Consider the following 17195-nt stretch of genomic DNA (forward strand, 5'->3'; position numbering starts at 1 on the left):
CCTCTCGCTCAATTCAATACATTAATAGGTCCTGAACCTAGGAGAGCCGTTCGCTCTTTAATTGTTCCCCTACCTCTGGCATTGAGAAAGGACCGCAGACCGATACGAGCAATCGTACGGGACGCTTGGGACCGGCGCAGTCCTTTGCGCCAGCATGGAGATGCTGCTGTATGCCAGCCACTGACGGCGACCTCGTCGCGCGAAAGAAAATCGCCGCTCAAGTTCTGATGCAAACAGGAGCTGTTCCCAGAAAAATCTGGGGAGCGCTTGAGCCGGTGAGGCCTTTGACACCTGATTGGAATTACGACTCAATCGTCGTGCACTATTCTGGACATGACTCCTACCCCAACATGGCGAGTATTCAGGGTTTCGACCTCGAGCATCGCCACTGGGATGACGTCGCCTATCATTCGCAATTTTTCCTGACGGACGGATCTACGAAGGTCGTGAACTCTGCTTCGAGGGATCTCATGTAAAGCTGCAAAACAAGGGGAAAATAGGCGTCGTCTGTGTTGGCGATTTCGATAAAAGCGTCCTTAATTTCTTTCACGGCCTCGGATACTCGGGACAAACTGTTCCCAAGGAGATCGTGACGTCTCTCAAACGCCTCAGCTCCGCATTGATAGCGTATTTTCCGATCAGGTATTTTGGCGGTCACAAGAAGTATGGCTATAGCGCCACTTGCCCGGGCTCTAACCTACTTCCCATTGTGGATGACATGAGGAAACAACTCAGCCTGCAAAAACCGAGCTACAGGGACCTGTAATCATGCGACGTGCGGCCGCATTTCTCCTGGCAGTGTCGGCATTCTTGCTTGTGGCGCGGCTGCTGACCGGTGAAGTTTACAGCGACGATTCTGCCGAAACGTTCTTGGTGCTCAAGCACGCCCCCTCACTCGCAATCAGCCGCAATGAGTCCACAATTTCTCCGGTCTCTCGCGACACCGTTCTGGATAGCGACGAAATGGAGCTGGCTTACGGTTCCGCCTATCGGGGCGCCATGACAGCCGCTCCCTACGCGTTCGGCGCCACGCTCTTGTTGTGGGTTTTGGTGAGATCACGGAATCTCAAACGACCGTCAGCCTAACAGGCCCTTCGAAAAGCGTAATAAAATGGCAGGCCTACACTTTCCCTTGCGAGCGAATAGATATCCCTTGCGTCGAAATAGCGCGGGGCGGATCCGGTCACCGATGTGAAACCACATTGGCGCATCGCCAGTTCTGACCTGGCGACATGGAACCATTGGGTGACCGCGATAACCGACGTATCGCGTGGCAGCATGCCGGCAAGCGCCACAGCAGTCTGGTGAGTAGTCCGACCCTTGGGGTCTTCACTGATCACGCCGGCAGGAACGCCGTGCTCCACGAGGTAGCCGGCCATAGCCTCCGGTTCGCTGATCCCGCCTTCCTCGATCCCACCACTGACGATAACGCGCTTCACCTCTCCACTGCGGTATAGCTGCAAAGCCTCGTCGAGGCGGGCGCGCAATCGTAGCGCGGGCCGACCGTCCGGATTCACCTTGTTACCAAGAACGACAGCGAACTCTGACCGCACAGGTGTAGCGGTCAGACCTGTCACGGTTATGAAAGCCGCGCTGAACAAAAGAGGCGCCAATATCACCGCCACCACGATAGCCGAATACTTACGCATCAAGTATCCGGCTCCCGGTTTCCTTGATGGACGCGCTGAATCACGTCGCACTCATCAGGTCCTGCATTTCCGGCGAACAGTTCGCATTGTCTTCTCGGTCTTCTCCAACACCACGCCCACTTCGATGTTCGTCTCTCAGCCGTCTTTAATCGCGTGGAGGATGATCTCGCCGTTGCTCACCCCGCTGTTCACTTCCGCAGCCGAACGCCAGCACCGCCGCCATTCTCGGCTATGAACTCCACACCTGCAGCTTCCAAGGCAGCACGAATAGCGGACAGGGTCCGTGCGTAGGGCGTGCGTGCTTCACGCTCAAAATCTGCAATGGTCTTCTTCGCGGTCTTCGACGCGGTCTCCAAGTCGGCTTGCGACCAATTTAGTAGCGCACGAGCGGCCCGACATTGGGCTGGCGAAAATTCCACTGTGCGAACCTTACATCAAAAATGTTGACTTGGAGCTTTCCAGGAGGTTACATCAAAAATGCAACCTCAAACAAGTGAGGCTGCATTTGGCCGAACGGGGAGCGTAGGACCTCCTTCGTCCGGCCTAACCACAACCGAAGGATAAGTTCGGCCATGGCTGAGAACGCCCATAGCACACCCGCGCCTGCGCGGGCAGCGGACGCACGCGCCAGCATTCTGGCGGCGCTCCTCGCCCCTCTTCTGATCTCCGTGGCTCTGTTCGGCATGGGCTCGCCCGATCCCGTCGCGTCCGGCCGGGCTTACGCCGTGGAGCAGGTCCGATGAGCGGGGTGGAGGCGACAGCGACAACTCATCAGAAGAAGCGCTCGCGACGGTCACCGGACCGCCCCGCTTCGGCTGGTGCGACAGACGGGAGTATCGCCCGTCAGTTTCCGCTCGACATGCGGGCCTTGCCGAACGTTCCAAAGACGGAAGCGGAGTTGAAAACTCGGGCGATGTTCGCGCGAATCCTGAACGAACAGGCTGATGAACTGCGCCGACGGAACCTCGCCAACGCCGTAAAACTGGCGATCGAGGCGGCGGCGGGCCGTGGTGAACTGGTCGATCACTTCGCAGAGCTGGGACGCCGGTTCGGCGCCAGCACCGATACCGAGCCCCGCCAGAGCAGGCAGAGGCGGTTGTCAGTCATCGAGGGCGGCCGCTTATGAGCGCAACGTCACACCCCTGCGGGCGCCCTGTTCAGTCGTAATTTGATGCCCTGTTGAAATGTTCATTATGATCAACAATTCGGGTGGACATAGGTAAATGTCGCTCTTATCTGTCGATGGGCGGAAAGGAGACGCTTTGCCTACGTTCAAAAAAAGCCAGACCGTGCATGCCCTTTGGCAAACACTCAAGAACCCGGCTCACAAGACCGCGCCTGCGCCGGCCCTGTTCATCCGGCGCTATGACAAGCTTCTGTCCGTAGACGTGCCGCTCAATCGCGACGAGCGGGCGGGCCAGGCGGGTTATGATAACGAGATGACTGCCGCTCAGGTTTTTCTGATGGCCGTCGCCCTGGTTCTTATGGACTCGGGGCTCGGTCTCGGGACAGCCGGGTTCTTCGTTCATCATGCGCGCGAAAGTCTTCTTAAGCAGTATGAAAGAATCATGTTGCCGCAGAACCGGCCGTCTTACCTCAACGAGAAAGACCGGGAAGACCTCACGGTGTGGCTCCTGCTGCAAAACCGAGATATGCAGGAACTTTATCCGGCCTACGACCGGAGCAAAATCGAAGGATGGGGAGGCAAGGGCCTGCCTCCGCTGATCATCAATCCGCGATACGCCTTCGGCAAGAATGGAAGAAATGTGACTCTCGACGCCTATATCAGCGGCGGCACACATAACCATGTGCTGGTTGTTGAACTGGCGAGGCTGGCGTCAGTTCTGACCCATAACCTTAAGCACGCTCCTGTCTTGCGTCGTGGCCGGCCGTCATGACGACCGTTTACATTAATGAACACCAAAACAGGAATTATTTTATGAACCTTCATTCCATGCCGTCGCAACTGTCGCCCGAGGATGGCGCGCGCGTGCTGACCGAGAAACAGGCTTCTGAATTTCTGGGCATATCCGGCCGCACGTTGCAAAACTGGCGCAGGACCGGCGACGGGCCGTCCTATGTCCAGATATCCCAACGGCGGATCGGATATTCTCTCAAGGCGCTGCGTGATTGGGTCGCCGCACGATCAGTCCGCTCCACCAGCCACGCGACTGTTCGCCTGATCGGCGGTGCGACTTGAGCGGCGCAGGGCCTGCGGCGGCGGGCCTGAGCCTGCGCCTTCTCGCTTATCTCGGTCTCATGCACCCTGACACAACCACCAGGTGGACCGTAGATCAGATTGAGGAACTTCAGGCTGGCGCACGGACAATTTGGGCGGAAGTCGATCTCTATTGCGACGGCCCGGCGGCCTCTGTCCTGACGCGCGCCATAAGCGCCGTGACGAGCCACGATCCAGACTGGTGGCCCGGCGCCTTTGTGCTGCGTGGCGTTGATCGGGCGACGCCCATGGACATCATCGATCTGACGTTGCCCGCACTTTGGGGCACGGAGTGGCTTCAGCGCGTTACCGCGGCCTTGCCTGCCACTCGCGCCCGCTTTGCCGCCGAATTGAGGCTGGACACACTGGCCGGCATTATGAATGACCGTCTGGAAGATCTCCGGGCGGCGGCTGAGGCCGATCGTCCGGTGGAAGCATCCGAGCGGGTCGAGGACGCAATTGCGCGTGCCGGCGCGGCTCTTACAAAATTAGGTCCGGTCTGGATCTTTGGTAATCCGGATGGATCCGCAGCGCTTGCCGTGAGCCCTCCGGAGTGGCGATCTCATGCGTCGCTCTGACGCCGCGACACTGGCGGGACTTCTGGGCGAGCGCGTCATGGCGCTGGCGCCGGAGCTGCTGCCACACGGCAGGCGTGACGGTTCGGAGTGGCGGTGCGGTTCGCTTGCGGGCGAGAAGGGCCAGTCGCTGGGCGTGCGCCTGACCGGGCCGCGCCGGGGCGTCTGGGCCGACTTCTCGTCCGGCGAGAAGGGGGACGCGCTTGACCTCGTGGCGGCCGCGCTGTTTGCAGGGAACAGGCGCGATGCGATGGACTGGGCCAGACGCTGGCTCGGCCTTGGCGACGGTCCGGTTCCGGAGCCGATGCGCCGGAGCATTTCCGAAAAAGTGAATACCTCTGACGCCGACGAACAACGTCGTCGCGCCGCCGCGCGCAGGCTGTGGCATGAAGCCCCTGCCGGAATCGCAGGAACGCCGGTCGAGGCGTATCTGGCCGGGCGCGGGATCGATATGCGCTCGCTGGGCCGGGCTCCCGGCGCGCTGCGCTTTCACCCTGCCGTCTGGTGCGGCGAGGTCCGCCGCTCCCTGCCTGCGATGCTGGCGGCGATCTGCGCACCGAACGGCAAGCAGGTCGCGGTCCACCGGACATGGCTTGCGCAGTCGCACTCCGGCTCCTGGCGCAAGGCGGAGCTTGCGACGCCAAAGAAGGTCATCGGCGGCTTCGCGGGCGGTTGCATCCGCCTGTGGCGCGGCGAGTCCGGAAAATCGCTGAGCATGGCGGAGAACGGCGAGAGCGTGATCCTTGCGGAGGGGATCGAGACCGGGCTTTCGGTCGCGCTCGCCTGCCCGGAGCGTCGCGTCCTGTGCGCGGTGTCGCTGGGCAATATGGCGTCGGTGATTCTGCCCGACGCCATCACTGAAATCATCATCGCGGCCGACAACGATTCCGGCAACGCCACCGCCCGGAAGGCGCTCGACGCCGCATGCCGTCAATTCATCGGGCAGGGCCGCGCGGTGCGCGTCGCCATGCCGAACACAGAAGGCCGGGACTGGAACGATGTCATCCGGGAAGATCATGGACAATCAGAAGAAGCCAGACGGTCGTAAACGGGTTCGTGACGCGATCGCCAGCGCCGGCGTCGTGAGCCTGTCCGTCGTCGGCGGAACCGACGCCCGGGCCGAGGCGGCCAGTCCGCCGCCGGGCGTCTCACGCCGGTTTCGCATGACGCCTGACGGGCTGTTCCGCAAAAGCGGCGATGACGACAAGCCTGATATCTTTGTCTGTGGCCCGCTCGAATGCCTGGCCGAGACCCGCGACGCCGAGGGCAATGGCTGGGGCCTGCTGATGGGCTGGAAAGACCGGGACGGGCGGCGCCATGAAGAGGCGTTCCCCCGGTCCATGTTTGCAGGCGATTGCGGCGAGTTGCGCAGCCGCATGGCCAATGGCGGCTTGACGCTCGCCTCTGGCGCCGCCGCGAAGAATGCTTTCGCCGAATGGCTGGCGATGATCCGCACGGACGAGCGGGCGCGCAGCGTCGCGCGGATCGGCTGGCACGCGCTCCCGAGCGGAACAGCCTATGTCCTGCCCTCCATGACGTTTGGCGCGACGGGCGAGCGCGTGGTGCTGCAACAGGACGCGCCGGAGCCCGACCTGTTCGGCGTGGCGGGCACTGCCGCCGAGTGGCGGGCGCGGGTAGGCGAGATCTGCAGGGGCAATTCGCGCCTGACGCTGGCGGCCTGCGACGCGCTGCTGGCGCTGGACGAACTTGGGCAGCTCGATCCGCGCGAGGCGGGCGACACGGCCTATATGCTGGCCAACGGCGCAGGCAAGGCGCGCGCGAACCGCACCGGCGGGGCGCGGGCGGTGTCGCGCTGGCGCGTGCTGTTCCTCTCCACCGGCGAGCGGACCCTTGCGGATCTCAACGCGGAAGCCGGACGCCCCACGAAAGCGGGGCAGGAGGTGCGGTTCGTCGACGTGCCTGCGGACGCTGGCGCAGGCCTCGGCCTGTTCGAGGCGCTGCACCACGCTGACACCGCCGGAGAGCTGGCCGAGTATCTGCGCGCGGAGACGGGGCGGCTCTACGGCGCGCCGTTCCGGACGTTCATGGAGCGTCTGACCGGTCGCCTGACGGCCGAGGGGCTTCCGCAGTTGCGCGAGGCGCTGCGGCTGCGCGTGGCGGCCCTGTCTGAGCATTACCTCCGCAACTGGCCGGACGCGTCGGGGCAGGTGCGCAGCGTGTCCAGGCGCTTTGCGATCGTGGCGCTGGGCGGAGAGCTTGCGACGCAGTTCGGCCTCGCCGGCTGGGACGCCGACACGGCCCCGGAGCTGGTCCGCGTGTGTTTCGAGGACTGGCTGCGCGCGCGCGGCACGACGGGGCGACGCGAGGACGAGCAGGCCGTCGAGCAGCTGCGGGACTTTATCTCGCGCAACGGCGAGGGACGTTTCGAGCGCTGGGTTGACCCGCGGGTCACGGATGCGCCGCAGAGCGGGGCGTCAGAGCCGCCGGGCGAGCGGTTTCGCACGCAGATGCGCGCTGGCTGGAAGCGCTGGCAAAAGCTCGATGACGGCGCGACGGACTGGCAGTTCTATCTCACCAGCGCCGGCATGAAGGAGGCGCTGGCGAGGCTGAACGGGCGGGACGCAAAGAAGGTGCTGGTCGAGCGCGGGTTTCTCAAGCCGGGCGCCGACGGAAGGGTGGCCCGTGTGATCAGTCCGCCGGGGCTGGGGGCCGTGCGCGCCTATGAGGTCAGGGCGGGGATACTCGGGGCAGATGCGGGGGACGCGGGGTGATCACTTTTTTACGTTTAGCCTTAAGACACAACCCCAACATCTCGCTCACCCAAGTGCTTCATTGTTGGCACCTCATTAACAGAAGCCTACACCCTTTAGGGCTCAGGCAAGTAACAGCTACGAGTGGCAGTAGCTAGAAAAACTCAACCGTCCATCATGAGGGCAGTGATGCAGAGATTCGCCCACTCGGTCCCAGGACAACCCGAAGAAAACTGGGAACCCCTGTCGGATCACCTCTCGCTGGTAAGCCGCTTCGCCTCAACATTCGCCACAGCGTTCGGGGCGCAGGACATCGCCCAGACAATGGGGTTACTGCACGACATAGGTAAAGTCTCGCTGCCATACCAGTTTTATATCCGCAACCCGCCCGAGGCCGGTTCAGCAAAAGGACCCGATCACAGCAGCGCTGGCGCACAAGAAGCAATCCACCTCTATGGCGAAGGCCTTGGTCGCCTCATGGCATTTGGCATCGCAGGGCATCATGCCGGTTTGATGGATAGTCGTGGCCACGGAATGGGGAATTTACAGGGGCGCTTGAGCAAGGAAATCGAAAATTACCAAGGATGGCAGGATTATGTTGGCGAGTTGCCCGCACCGGATACACTCAAGAACTTCCTGAAGACGTTAAGACCGAATGGTATTGATCCCACATTCTCTCCGGCATTTCTCATTCGCATGCTGTTCTCGTGTCTGGTCGACGCCGACTTTCTTGCGACGGAACATTTTCTTGCAAATGCGCAAGAGGGCGTAGCGCCGCCGCGAGGCGGCCAGTTGACATCTGAACATCTCGATATAGTCCGCGCTCATCTACGCAAGCATCGTCGCGCAGACTCACCCGTCAACCGCCTGCGCTCGCAGATACTCGATCATGCGAATGGAAAAGCCTTCCTACCGCCGGGGTTGTTTACGTTGACTGTTCCTACAGGAGGCGGAAAGACGCTCACATCGCTCAGCTTCGCTATGGAGCACGCGACAATCCACAATTTGCGACGTATTGTTTACGTCATCCCTTATACATCTATCATCGAGCAAACAGCGCAGATTTTTCGTGAAGACGTCGGACTCGGGGACGATGTTCTGGAGCACCATTCCAGCTTCGATTGGGACCGACAAGCCCCGACGCAAGAAGGGGATGCCGAAAGCGAGGGACCCGCCGGCCTGGCTAAGCTCAGACGCGATGCACAGAATTGGAATGCGCCCGTTATCGTCACAACGTCTGTTCAATTTTTCGAAAGCCTGTTCGCCGCGAGGACAAGCCAAGCACGCAAACTCCATAATCTCGCGCGCAGCGTCATCATTCTGGATGAAGCGCAATCGATGCCGGTCCATCTCCTGCGCCCATGCATGGCGGTTATAGATGAACTGGCTAAAAACTATGGGGCCAGCGTGATTTTGTGCACTGCGACCCAGCCCGCCTTGCGCTCTCAGGACGGCGCGTTACCGTTAAAACAGAAGAAAGCCCACGATGGACCGGATATCCCGGACGGTCTGGAGATCACGGATGACCGCGAACTCGCGCCCGATCCGCGGCAATTGTATGAACGGCTGCGGCGGGTCGCGGTAGAATGGCCAAACGACGCCGTGGACGATCCCTGGATAGCCAGTCGTTTCGCAGAACAGCGGCAAATGCTTTGCATCGTCAACAGTCGCGCCCATGCGCGGGATTTATTCAACGCCATTCGCGAGCAGGAAGGCGCATTCCATCTGACCACGCTAATGTGCGCGCGCCACCGGCGGGCGGCGTTGGCCAAAATACGTAGTCGCCTGGCGTCCGGCGCCCCTGCGCGGCTTGTCGCCACGAGCCTGATCGAGGCGGGCGTCGATGTGAGCTTTCCCGAAGTCTGGAGGGCCGCAGCGGGCCTGTCGAACATCGCGCAGGCCGCCGGTCGCTGTAACCGCAGCGGGGAACTGGGCGAACTGGGCCGCGCTTTCGGGCGGGTGGTTGTGTTCGAACCGGCTGAAACGTCAGGACGTCCATCAATGCCGCGTGCGATGAGTCCGTTTTATCAGGCAGCAAAGAACGCCCGCAGAGTTATCGAGAGGGATGAAAACGCCGATATACTCGGTCTGGAGGCCATTCGGGACTATTATCGCTGGCTTTACTGGGATCAGGGGCACGTCGCGCTCGATAAGGCACGATCACCGGATGGCTCCACGGTAGCAATCATGGAGGAAATCCGCGATACGTGCCGCAAACTCGACTTTCCGTTCGCACGCATCGCCGAAGCGTTTCATATGATCGACGATGTCATGGACCCCGTGATCGTAAAATGGGACGACGAGGCTAGGGCCGCCGTCGAAAGCCTCCACAACCCCACTCTGGCGACCGCAGCCGTCCAGCGGCGGTTGCAGCAGTATGTGGTCCCCGTGCCGAGCGTCATACGCACGGCGTTGCTTGGCAGCGGCGCCGTGCAGGCCATACGTCCGGATCTCTACGGCGATCGCTTTGTCGTGCTGGAGAGCGAGTCGCTTTATGATCCCATGGTCGGTCTGCGACTGGACGATCCGACCTGGCGGTCGAGCGAAAGCAATGTGATGTGACTACATGCCTGTCGCAGGAGCGTGTCAGCGATGCAGTCCGTCGTTGGGGGGGTAAGTGAGGGAAGCAATTCCTAACTTCAACTTGTGTGCAGTTTTCTTCTCTTGACAATATTGATTGACGAAAAAGCGCCGCCCACTATACACGAATGGTGTCTAGGAACGACTCCCGGCAAAGGATGATCCTAGACACCCGTGAATTTATCACGACGCTACCTGCCCAGCCTGAGGCAGAAGAAAGGAGGAGCGCTATGTGGAACATAGCCCGTTTATTATCCTGTTGGAAACACCTCTCCTTGGGCGTTAGCCTCCCTTGAGGCCGAAACGCTTGAGGAGAGTGTTTCCAAAATTACTGTGGATTGAAACAACTTTGTAGCGGTTCTACTTCTTCTTGATAATGTCGCCCCTCGAAAGAGGGGCGTGGATTTTTGTTGTATTTATTGAATTCGAATGAGCAATGGATATGCGGAGGTAAATTTCAATAAAATTGAAGTTTTATTTTTGCGATTGTCGAAATTTTAAAGGGACGATTCGTCTTGACCATTCGATTGCACGTCTGGGGCGAGCGGGCCTGTTTTACCCGCCCTGAAATGAAGAGCGAGCGCGTCAGTTACGACGTCATGACCCCTTCCGCAGCGCGCGGAATACTTGAAGCCATACACTGGAAGCCTGCGATCCGCTGGCATGTCGATCGCATCCATGTCCTGAAGCCTGTCCGCTTCCAGTCGATCCGTCGCAACGAAGTGGGGGCGAAGGCGAGCGCCGCGAACGCCCGTAGCGCCATGGCGCGCGGCACGACCGAGGGGCTGGGCCTTGTCGTTGACGAGAATCGACAGCAGCGGGCTTCGCTCGTGCTGATCGACGTCGCCTATGTCGTCGAAGCGCATTTCACGATGACCGACCGGGCGGGACCGGAAGATGGCGCCGCCAAACATATCAGCATGTTCAACCGACGCGCAGCGCAAGGGCAATGTTTCCACCGCCCCTGTCTGGGTGTGCGCGAGTTCGCTGCGGAGTTCGCATTGGTTCCTGAGGGCGCACCGCTGCCGCCCAGCGAATTGCCCGATGACAAGCGGGATGCTGACTTCGGCTGGATGTTGCATGACATCGACTTCGCCCATGGAAACGAGGCCCGCTTCTTTCGCGCCCAAATGAGGAACGGCGTGATCGACGTGCCGCCCTTCGCTTCGGAGCAGGTCGTCGGATGACACTTCTTCAGGCGCTGAGCGCCTATTACGACAGGCTTGAAGGCGTCGCTGCGCCGGGGTGGAGCCCGGAGAAATTCGGCTGGTGCGTCGTGATCGATCGCGACGGGGCGGTCGTTGATGTCGAGGACCGGCACGACGTGTCGGGGAAGAAACCGCGCGTCCGGACCTATGTCGTGCCTGCGGCCGTCAAGCGGACCGTGGGCGTCGCCCCCAATTTCCTTTGGGATAAAAGCGCCTATGTGCTGGGTCGCACGGCGGGGGAAGGCAGGCGCACCGCCCAGGAGCATGAAGCCTTCGTCGCCATGCACCTGAAACGTCTTGCCGGAACCAGTGACGCCGGGCTCGCCGCGCTCAGCGCGTTCCTTGAGAGCTGGAAACCTGAGCGCTTCGACGAGAGCAGCAAATTCCGCACGGAAATGCTCGACGCCAATTTCATGTTCAGGCTCGACGGCGATCGGGAGTTTCTGCACGAGCGTCCTGCGGCGCGCGCGCTGGTGGAGGCCGCGTCAGCCGATCAGGATTCCGAAAGCGTCTTCTGCCTTGTCTCGGGAGAAATTGGCGCGCCCGCGCGTCTTCATCCCACTATCAAGGGCGTCGAGGGCGCACAAACGGCAGGTGCGGCGCTCGTCTCTTTCAACCTCGACGCGTTCACGTCCCTTGGCAAGGTGCAGGGCGGCAACGCGCCGACCAGCGCCGCCGCCGCGTTTCGTTACGGCGCGGCGCTCAATCACCTGCTGACCCGCGACGGCCCCAATCGCGTTCGACGACCCATCGGGGACGCGACCGTCGTTTTCTGGGCGGATTCGGGCGACAGAAAATCCGCCGAGGCCGCAGACTCCCTGTTTGGAGATTGGCTCGGCGGGGATATTTCGGAAGCGGACGCCGACGCCGCCGAGACCCGCGAGATCGCCTTGCAGATGGAGGCGGTGGCGAAGGGCCGCCCGCTTTCGGAGTTGCGTCCGGATATCGAGCCCGGCACGCGTTTTCACGTGCTCGGCTTGTCGCCCAACGCGGCGCGGCTGTCAGTGCGCTTCTGGCTGACGGACAGCCTGGACGCGTTCGCCCGTCGGCTGGCGCAGCATTACATGGATCTTCGGGTCGAGCCTCCGCCGTTCAGATGGGGCGTCGCACCCTCGTTCAACCAGATTCTGGCCAACACGACCGCCCTGCAGCGGAAATTCGAGAATATTCCGCCGCTTCTGGCCGGGGAGATGATGCGCGCCATCCTCTCCGGGGCGCGCTACCCGCAGAGCCTTCTGGCGACCGTCCTGATCCGCCTGCGCGCGGGGGACGATCCCCTGAGCGGCTGGCACGTCGCCGTTATCTGCGCGGTGCTGAACCGTGATCATCGTCTGGACCCCAAAAAGGAGGATATGCCTGTGAGTCTCGCTATCGACGCGCCCAGCAAGGCCTATCAGCTAGGCCGACTTTTCGCCGTGCTGGAGACGGCGCAGCGCATGGCGCTGGGCCGGGTCAACGCCAGCATACGCGACCGGTATTTCGGGGCGGCCTCAGCCACGCCGGCCAGCGTTTTCCCCCTGTTGCTGCGCGGCGCACAGAACCACCTGGGCAAACTGCGCAAGGCGGGCAAGGGCGGATGGCTGGAGCGGGAAATCGAGGACATCCTCGATAAGCTTTCGCCGGATCTGCCGCGCGCCCTGCCGCTTGCCGAACAGGGGCGGTTCGTCGTGGGCTATTACCATCAGCGCAAAGAACAGTTCAAAGGCCGACCGGACGCCGCCGCCGAGCTTGAAGCGGCGGACAGCGCGGATGACGAAGGGGATAATTCATGAGCACACCGGTCACCAATCGCCACGAGTTCGTTCTCTATTTCGACGTGACGAACGGCAATCCGAACGGAGACCCGGATGCGGGCAACATGCCGCGTCTCGACCCGGAGACAAACCTGGGGCTGGTCACTGACGTGGCGCTCAAGCGCAAGGTCAGAAATTACGTTTCCATAGCCTCTGACAACAGAATTTACATGTCGGAGGGATCGACGCTCAATCTGCTGCACAAGGAGGCGTGGACCGCGGTCATGCCGCCGGTCGCCAAGGCGGACGATTACAAGAAGCTGCCCAAGGAGGAGGCCAAGGCGCGCGAGTTGACGGCCTGGATGTGCTCCAATTTCTGGGACGTCCGGACGTTCGGGGCCGTCATGTCCACGGGGGTCAACGCAGGTCAGGTGCGCGGCCCTGTCCAGTTCAGCTTCGCGAAATCGGTCGAACCGATCCTGCCGCTGGAAATCTCCATCACGCGTATGGCCGCGACGACGGAAAAGGACGCGGAGGAGAAAGGAGGCCGCACCATGGGGCGCAAGCACATCGTGCCCTATGGCCTCTACCGCGTGCATGGATACGTCTCGGCGCCGCTGGCCTCTCACCCGGTCAAGGGCACGGGTTTCTCCGAAGACGATCTTGAACTGCTCTGGCAGGCGTTGGGCTCGATGTTCGATCATGATCGTTCCGCTGCGCGTGGCGAAATGGCGAGCCGCAAGCTGATCGTGTTTCGCCACCAGAGCGCGCTGGGCAACGCTCAGGCGCAATCGCTGTTCGAACGCGTTCGCACGTTGAGAGCGTATCAGGGCGTGGCCTACGAAATCGGCAGCGAGCCGTACTACGCCTCGACCGACAACTGGCCGCCAGCCCGCCTGTGGGAAGATTACCGCGTGAGCGTGGATCGGGATAACCTCCCCCCCGGCATCGAAATTATCGAGCGATAACGCCCCGATGATGCAGCAACCGCCACTGGACCCGGACGTCGAGGACGCACTGGTTCCGGTGTCGGCGTTGCAGCATTATCTATTCCGCCCTCGACAATGCGCGCTGATCCATGTCGAGCGCATCTGGACGGAAGACGGCGCCACAGCGGAAGGTAGGATTCTGCACGAGAGGGTCGACGGCGGCCGGCCCGATCGACGGCAAGGGGTCAGGACTGCACGAGGCATAGCGCTAAGGTCTTTGAAATTTGGTCTGGCGGGCAAGGCCGACGCCGTCGAATTCCGTGACAAAAACACCCAGCCTTACCCGGTGGAATACAAACGCGGCAGCCCAAAGGCGCATAGGGCGGATGAGGTGCAGCTTTGTGCGCAGGCGCTGTGCCTCGAAGAAATGTTTGATCGTGAGATCGATGAGGGAGCGCTTTTCTACGCCCGGACGAAGAAGCGCGTCGTTGTCCGCTTCGACGCTGCATTACGTGAACTGACTATCCGTATCGCCGTGGAAGTACGGGCCATGATTCAGGAGGGCGTCACGCCGCCACCACACGTCATGCCAGCGTGCAAAAGGTGCTCGTTACTTGAGCAATGTCGTCCGCACCAAATAGAAAAACCTAAAAGACTACAGCTATGGCTTGCCAGGCAAGTTGACTGATTGAGTGGGGAACGGTCAATGCGGCGACATCTCAACACCATATACGTGACAAGCGAAAACGCATGGTTGCGCAAAGACGGCGCAAACATCGTCGTGGAAGTGGATGGCAAGGAACGCGGCAGATCACCACTACATATGATAGGCGGCGTCGTCTGTTTTGGGCATGCAGGCGCGTCGCCAGCCTTGATGGCGGCTTGTGCTGAATCAGGAATCGCCCTGTCCTTTCTGACGCCCCACGGAAAATTCCTTGCGCGGATGGAAGGACCGCGCACCGGGAATGTTTTGTTGAGGCGCACGCAATACCGCGTCTCCGATGACCCAGCACTGACAGTACCAATCGTGCGCGGTATTGTTTCCGCAAAAACCGCCAATCAACGCACCGTCCTGCGTAGGGCACTGCGCGACCATGGGGAACGGAAGGACGATACGGCGCGCGGCGTTCTTCAAAGCGGAGAAGAACGCTTGAGCCACATAGCGCGTCACGCCGTCGCAGCAGACGAAGTAGCAGTTTTACGCGGATATGAAGGCGAGGCCGCTGCTGTGTACTTCGGCGCTTTTGACACAATGATCCAAGGGGACCGAGAGTCGTTTCATTTCCGCGGTCGGTCTCGGCGTCCTCCGCTCGACCGTATGAACGCCCTGATGTCATTTCTTTACGCAATGCTGGGGCATGACTGCCGTTCAGCGCTGGAAAGCGTAGGCCTTGATCCTCAGGTCGGCTTCCTACACGCTGATCGACCCGGACGCGCGAGCCTCGCCCTCGATTTGATGGAAGAACTGCGTCCTGTTCTGGCGGATCGTCTCGCGTTGACGCTCGTCAACCGGGGGCAAGTCAGGGCGCAAGATTTTGCCATCGATGAAGGCGGCGCCGTTTCCCTCAAAGAGGAGGGCCGCAAGGCCGTTCTGATCGCTTGGCAGGAACGCAAGAAGCGCGAACTACGACATCCTTTTCTTGACGAGACTTTGCCTCTGGGACTGGTTCCGCACGTGCAGGCTTTGCTGCTCTCACGCCATTTGCGCGGAGATCTGGACGGTTATCCTCCATTCATCTGGAAATAAGCGATGCTGATGCTGGTCACCTATGATGTGAGCACCCTCGACGTCGAGGGGCGCCGCCGATTGCGACGGGTGGCGCGGGCGTGTCTGGACCTGGGGCAGCGCGTGCAAAATTCGGTATTTGAATGCGAGGTCGATCCTGCACAGTGGACCATGTTACGAGCCAGACTTTTGGCAGAAATCGATCAGAGCAAGGACAGCCTACGCTTTTACAAACTAGGCGCCGATGGGAAGACGCGGGTTGAACATCATGGTACCAAGCCCATACTCGATCTCGACGGTCCTCTGGTTTTCTGAGCCTGCGCGAAGGTGAGTCTGTTTGCTTGGAAGCAGGAGGCTCGCGCGTGAAAAATGTCAATAAAAAACAGCGGACTAGAACTTGCGCCACGCCCCATAGATTCGATATGCCCTACGTTTCGTACGAGGTTCGCGCGAAAGGCAGAATTTATTCTTTTCTGACAGCGATATAGGATGAGGTGGGTCGCCTCCCGTGCGGAGGCGTGGATTGAAACAAAACTTCGCCGATGTCGTGGCCTTTGGCGCGCATGTCGCCTCCCGTGCGGAGGCGTGGATTGAAACATCGTGGTTGCCCTCGGCCATGATGACGTGAACGTCGCCTCCCGTGCGGAGGCGTGGATTGAAACGATGCGGAGCCAAGAGTAGCGCCACTATCATTTAGGGTCGCCTCCCGTGCGGAGGCGTGGATTGAAACCTACTGATTGGAGGGTCTGTCGAACCACAAAATGTCGCCTCCCGTGCGGAGGCGTGGATTGAAACTGGCCGCGCCCCGCCGCCGGTTCGGCGTGGCTGGTCGCCTCCCGTGCGGAGGCGTGGATTGAAACCACTCCGGCACCGGCACCGGGACGGATGCCGATGGTCGCCTCCCGTGCGGAGGCGTGGATTGAAACCCCAATTTTGCCAACTCCGCATGCGGCTATAGATGTCGCCTCCCGTGCGGAGGCGTGGATTGAAACCAGAGGGGCGGCCCCCGATCTGCCGCACGCGCACGTCGCCTCCCGTGCGGAGGCGTGGATTGAAACGCAGGCATGAGGCATGCGAGATCATGATGCGCGGGTCGCCTCCCGTGCGGAGGCGTGGATTGAAACTCTCCTTTCATGAGCGGTTCGCAGAACAGGGAAGGTCGCCTCCCGTGCGGAGGCGTGGATTGAAACTCGCTATAGGGAACAGTGATGTAGATCCGCTCCGGTCGCCTCCCGTGCGGAGGCGTGGATTGAAACAGGGACTTCTTGGTCTCTTCCGCTACTGACCAGGTCGCCTCCCGTGCGGAGGCGTGGATTGAAACAAGAGCAGTCGCGGCTTCTGCCGTTGTAATATCGTCGCCTCCCGTGCGGAGGCGTGGATTGAAACGTCGCGACGCATGAATAGATGTAGGTGGCGTCAGGTCGCCTCCCGTGCGGAGGCGTGGATTGAAACTAGCCTCCGGCTGCGGCTTGAAGCCAGCGGAGCAAGCTGGTCGCCTCCCGTGCGGAGGCGTGGATTGAAACTCCGATGCCGCCTATCAGAAACGTCGATGGCAAGTCGCCTCCCGTGCGGAGGCGTGGATTGAAACACTGCCGACCAGATGCGCGCTTACGGCGAGCAGTGTCGCCTCCCGTGCGGAGGCGTGGATTGAAACATTGCCGACGCCATCCGCGCGAGGACCACGCCATGTCGCCTCCCGTGCGGAGGCGTGGATTGAAACAGTTGCTCCCATGAGAGAGATGCAGCCTCTTCCTGTCGCCTCCCGTGAGGAGGCGTGGATTGAAACGATAGCAAGGTTATCGTCGATTAATCTCGGAATGCTTCAATAGGGCAAGCTCTAGTGGAGCAGAGTAGAACCTGCCCTTT

General features: G+C 61.0%; 17 protein-coding genes and 1 CRISPR repeat array. Of the genes, 16 read left to right on the forward strand and 1 reads right to left on the reverse strand.

Annotated features, from left to right (window positions below):
• Nucleotides 1–170: 170 nt before the first annotated feature.
• A complete protein-coding gene (locus HK28_RS00005) occupies nucleotides 171–476 on the forward strand; it encodes a hypothetical protein (protein ID WP_086642580.1) in 306 nt (101 codons plus the stop codon).
• Between the two features lie 292 nt (nucleotides 477–768).
• The gene (locus tag HK28_RS00015; RefSeq protein WP_086642582.1) at nucleotides 769–1086 is read left to right on the forward strand and encodes a hypothetical protein; all 318 of its coding nucleotides are present in this window, start codon (nucleotides 769–771) and stop codon (nucleotides 1084–1086) included.
• On the opposite strand, the gene HK28_RS00020 is transcribed toward HK28_RS00015, so the two are convergent.
• Nucleotides 1083–1649: a YdcF family protein gene (locus tag HK28_RS00020; RefSeq protein WP_086642583.1), complete on the reverse strand. Its 567-nt coding sequence runs from the start codon at nucleotides 1647–1649 to the stop codon at nucleotides 1083–1085. The two genes, HK28_RS00015 and HK28_RS00020, sit on opposite strands and share 4 nt — an antisense overlap.
• 572 nt (nucleotides 1650–2221) lie before the next feature.
• Between HK28_RS00020 and HK28_RS14100 the strand changes: the two genes are divergently transcribed.
• The 14 genes from HK28_RS14100 (at nucleotide 2222) to cas2 (ending at nucleotide 15644) form a co-directional block, all read left to right on the forward strand.
• The gene (locus HK28_RS14100; protein WP_198945742.1) at nucleotides 2222–2392 is read left to right on the forward strand and encodes a hypothetical protein; all 171 of its coding nucleotides are present in this window, start codon (nucleotides 2222–2224) and stop codon (nucleotides 2390–2392) included.
• Nucleotides 2389–2775 (forward strand): hypothetical protein, encoded by a 387-nt coding sequence (locus HK28_RS00030; protein ID WP_086642585.1) that lies wholly within the window; start codon nucleotides 2389–2391, stop codon nucleotides 2773–2775. Before HK28_RS14100 ends, HK28_RS00030 begins: the two co-directional genes overlap by 4 nt.
• Nucleotides 2776–2911: 136 nt before the next feature.
• Nucleotides 2912–3547, forward strand: coding sequence for a hypothetical protein (locus tag HK28_RS00035; RefSeq protein ID WP_143217260.1), 636 nt, complete (start codon nucleotides 2912–2914; stop codon nucleotides 3545–3547).
• A 41-nt stretch (nucleotides 3548–3588) separates the two neighbouring features.
• Nucleotides 3589–3849 (forward strand): AlpA family transcriptional regulator, encoded by a 261-nt coding sequence (locus HK28_RS00040; RefSeq protein ID WP_086642597.1) that lies wholly within the window; start codon nucleotides 3589–3591, stop codon nucleotides 3847–3849.
• Nucleotides 3846–4445, forward strand: a complete 600-nt coding sequence (locus tag HK28_RS00045) for a hypothetical protein (RefSeq protein ID WP_086642587.1) — start codon at nucleotides 3846–3848, stop codon at nucleotides 4443–4445. Before HK28_RS00040 ends, HK28_RS00045 begins: the two co-directional genes overlap by 4 nt.
• Nucleotides 4432–5490 (forward strand): toprim domain-containing protein, encoded by a 1059-nt coding sequence (locus tag HK28_RS00050; protein WP_086642588.1) that lies wholly within the window; start codon nucleotides 4432–4434, stop codon nucleotides 5488–5490. Before HK28_RS00045 ends, HK28_RS00050 begins: the two co-directional genes overlap by 14 nt.
• Nucleotides 5459–7174 (forward strand): DUF927 domain-containing protein, encoded by a 1716-nt coding sequence (locus HK28_RS00055; protein ID WP_086642589.1) that lies wholly within the window; start codon nucleotides 5459–5461, stop codon nucleotides 7172–7174. Before HK28_RS00050 ends, HK28_RS00055 begins: the two co-directional genes overlap by 32 nt.
• A 168-nt stretch (nucleotides 7175–7342) precedes the next feature.
• On the forward strand, nucleotides 7343–9715 hold the full coding sequence (locus HK28_RS00060) for a CRISPR-associated endonuclease Cas3'' (RefSeq protein WP_086642590.1): 2373 nt from the start codon (nucleotides 7343–7345) through the stop codon (nucleotides 9713–9715).
• Between the two features lie 533 nt (nucleotides 9716–10248).
• Nucleotides 10249–10920, forward strand: coding sequence for a type I-C CRISPR-associated protein Cas5c (cas5c, locus tag HK28_RS00065; protein ID WP_086642591.1), 672 nt, complete (start codon nucleotides 10249–10251; stop codon nucleotides 10918–10920).
• Entirely contained in the window at nucleotides 10917–12713 is a 1797-nt protein-coding gene (cas8c, locus tag HK28_RS00070) for a type I-C CRISPR-associated protein Cas8c/Csd1 (RefSeq protein ID WP_086642592.1), read from the forward strand. The genes cas5c and cas8c overlap by 4 nt, the downstream gene beginning before the upstream one ends.
• A complete protein-coding gene (cas7c, locus tag HK28_RS00075; protein WP_086642593.1) occupies nucleotides 12710–13642 on the forward strand; it encodes a type I-C CRISPR-associated protein Cas7/Csd2 in 933 nt (310 codons plus the stop codon). Before cas8c ends, cas7c begins: the two co-directional genes overlap by 4 nt.
• Nucleotides 13643–13649: 7 nt before the next feature.
• The gene (gene cas4, locus HK28_RS00080) at nucleotides 13650–14291 is read left to right on the forward strand and encodes a CRISPR-associated protein Cas4 (RefSeq protein WP_086642594.1); all 642 of its coding nucleotides are present in this window, start codon (nucleotides 13650–13652) and stop codon (nucleotides 14289–14291) included.
• Nucleotides 14292–14309: 18 nt separating this feature from the next.
• The gene (gene cas1c, locus HK28_RS00085; protein WP_086642595.1) at nucleotides 14310–15350 is read left to right on the forward strand and encodes a type I-C CRISPR-associated endonuclease Cas1c; all 1041 of its coding nucleotides are present in this window, start codon (nucleotides 14310–14312) and stop codon (nucleotides 15348–15350) included.
• A gap of 3 nt (nucleotides 15351–15353) precedes the next feature.
• On the forward strand, nucleotides 15354–15644 hold the full coding sequence (gene cas2, locus HK28_RS00090; protein ID WP_086642596.1) for a CRISPR-associated endonuclease Cas2: 291 nt from the start codon (nucleotides 15354–15356) through the stop codon (nucleotides 15642–15644).
• Nucleotides 15645–15827: 183 nt separating this feature from the next.
• Nucleotides 15828–17115: a CRISPR direct-repeat array (repeat unit 32 nt; unit sequence GTCGCCTCCCGTGCGGAGGCGTGGATTGAAAC).
• The last annotated feature ends 80 nt before the right edge of the window (nucleotides 17116–17195 follow it).

This window comes from Acetobacter sp. DsW_063 (genome assembly GCF_002153745.1).
In the GTDB taxonomy this organism is placed as follows: domain Bacteria; phylum Pseudomonadota; class Alphaproteobacteria; order Acetobacterales; family Acetobacteraceae; genus Acetobacter.

What these genes read in the sequence shown, in the direction of transcription:
- HK28_RS00005 (WP_086642580.1), top strand. Translation starts at nt 171, where the DNA reads ATGCCAGCCACTGACGGCGACCTCGTCGCGCGAAAGAAAATCGCCGCT.
- HK28_RS00015 (WP_086642582.1), top strand. Translation starts at nt 769, where the DNA reads ATGCGACGTGCGGCCGCATTTCTCCTGGCAGTGTCGGCATTCTTGCTT.
- HK28_RS00020 (WP_086642583.1), bottom strand. Translation starts at nt 1,649, where the DNA reads ATGCGTAAGTATTCGGCTATCGTGGTGGCGGTGATATTGGCGCCTCTT.
- HK28_RS14100 (WP_198945742.1), top strand. Translation starts at nt 2,222, where the DNA reads ATGGCTGAGAACGCCCATAGCACACCCGCGCCTGCGCGGGCAGCGGAC.
- HK28_RS00030 (WP_086642585.1), top strand. Translation starts at nt 2,389, where the DNA reads ATGAGCGGGGTGGAGGCGACAGCGACAACTCATCAGAAGAAGCGCTCG.
- HK28_RS00040 (WP_086642597.1), top strand. Translation starts at nt 3,589, where the DNA reads ATGAACCTTCATTCCATGCCGTCGCAACTGTCGCCCGAGGATGGCGCG.
- HK28_RS00050 (WP_086642588.1), top strand. Translation starts at nt 4,432, where the DNA reads ATGCGTCGCTCTGACGCCGCGACACTGGCGGGACTTCTGGGCGAGCGC.
- HK28_RS00055 (WP_086642589.1), top strand. Translation starts at nt 5,459, where the DNA reads ATGGACAATCAGAAGAAGCCAGACGGTCGTAAACGGGTTCGTGACGCG.
- HK28_RS00060 (WP_086642590.1), top strand. Translation starts at nt 7,343, where the DNA reads ATGCAGAGATTCGCCCACTCGGTCCCAGGACAACCCGAAGAAAACTGG.
- cas8c (WP_086642592.1), top strand. Translation starts at nt 10,917, where the DNA reads ATGACACTTCTTCAGGCGCTGAGCGCCTATTACGACAGGCTTGAAGGC.
- cas7c (WP_086642593.1), top strand. Translation starts at nt 12,710, where the DNA reads ATGAGCACACCGGTCACCAATCGCCACGAGTTCGTTCTCTATTTCGAC.
- cas4 (WP_086642594.1), top strand. Translation starts at nt 13,650, where the DNA reads ATGATGCAGCAACCGCCACTGGACCCGGACGTCGAGGACGCACTGGTT.
- cas1c (WP_086642595.1), top strand. Translation starts at nt 14,310, where the DNA reads ATGCGGCGACATCTCAACACCATATACGTGACAAGCGAAAACGCATGG.
- cas2 (WP_086642596.1), top strand. Translation starts at nt 15,354, where the DNA reads ATGCTGATGCTGGTCACCTATGATGTGAGCACCCTCGACGTCGAGGGG.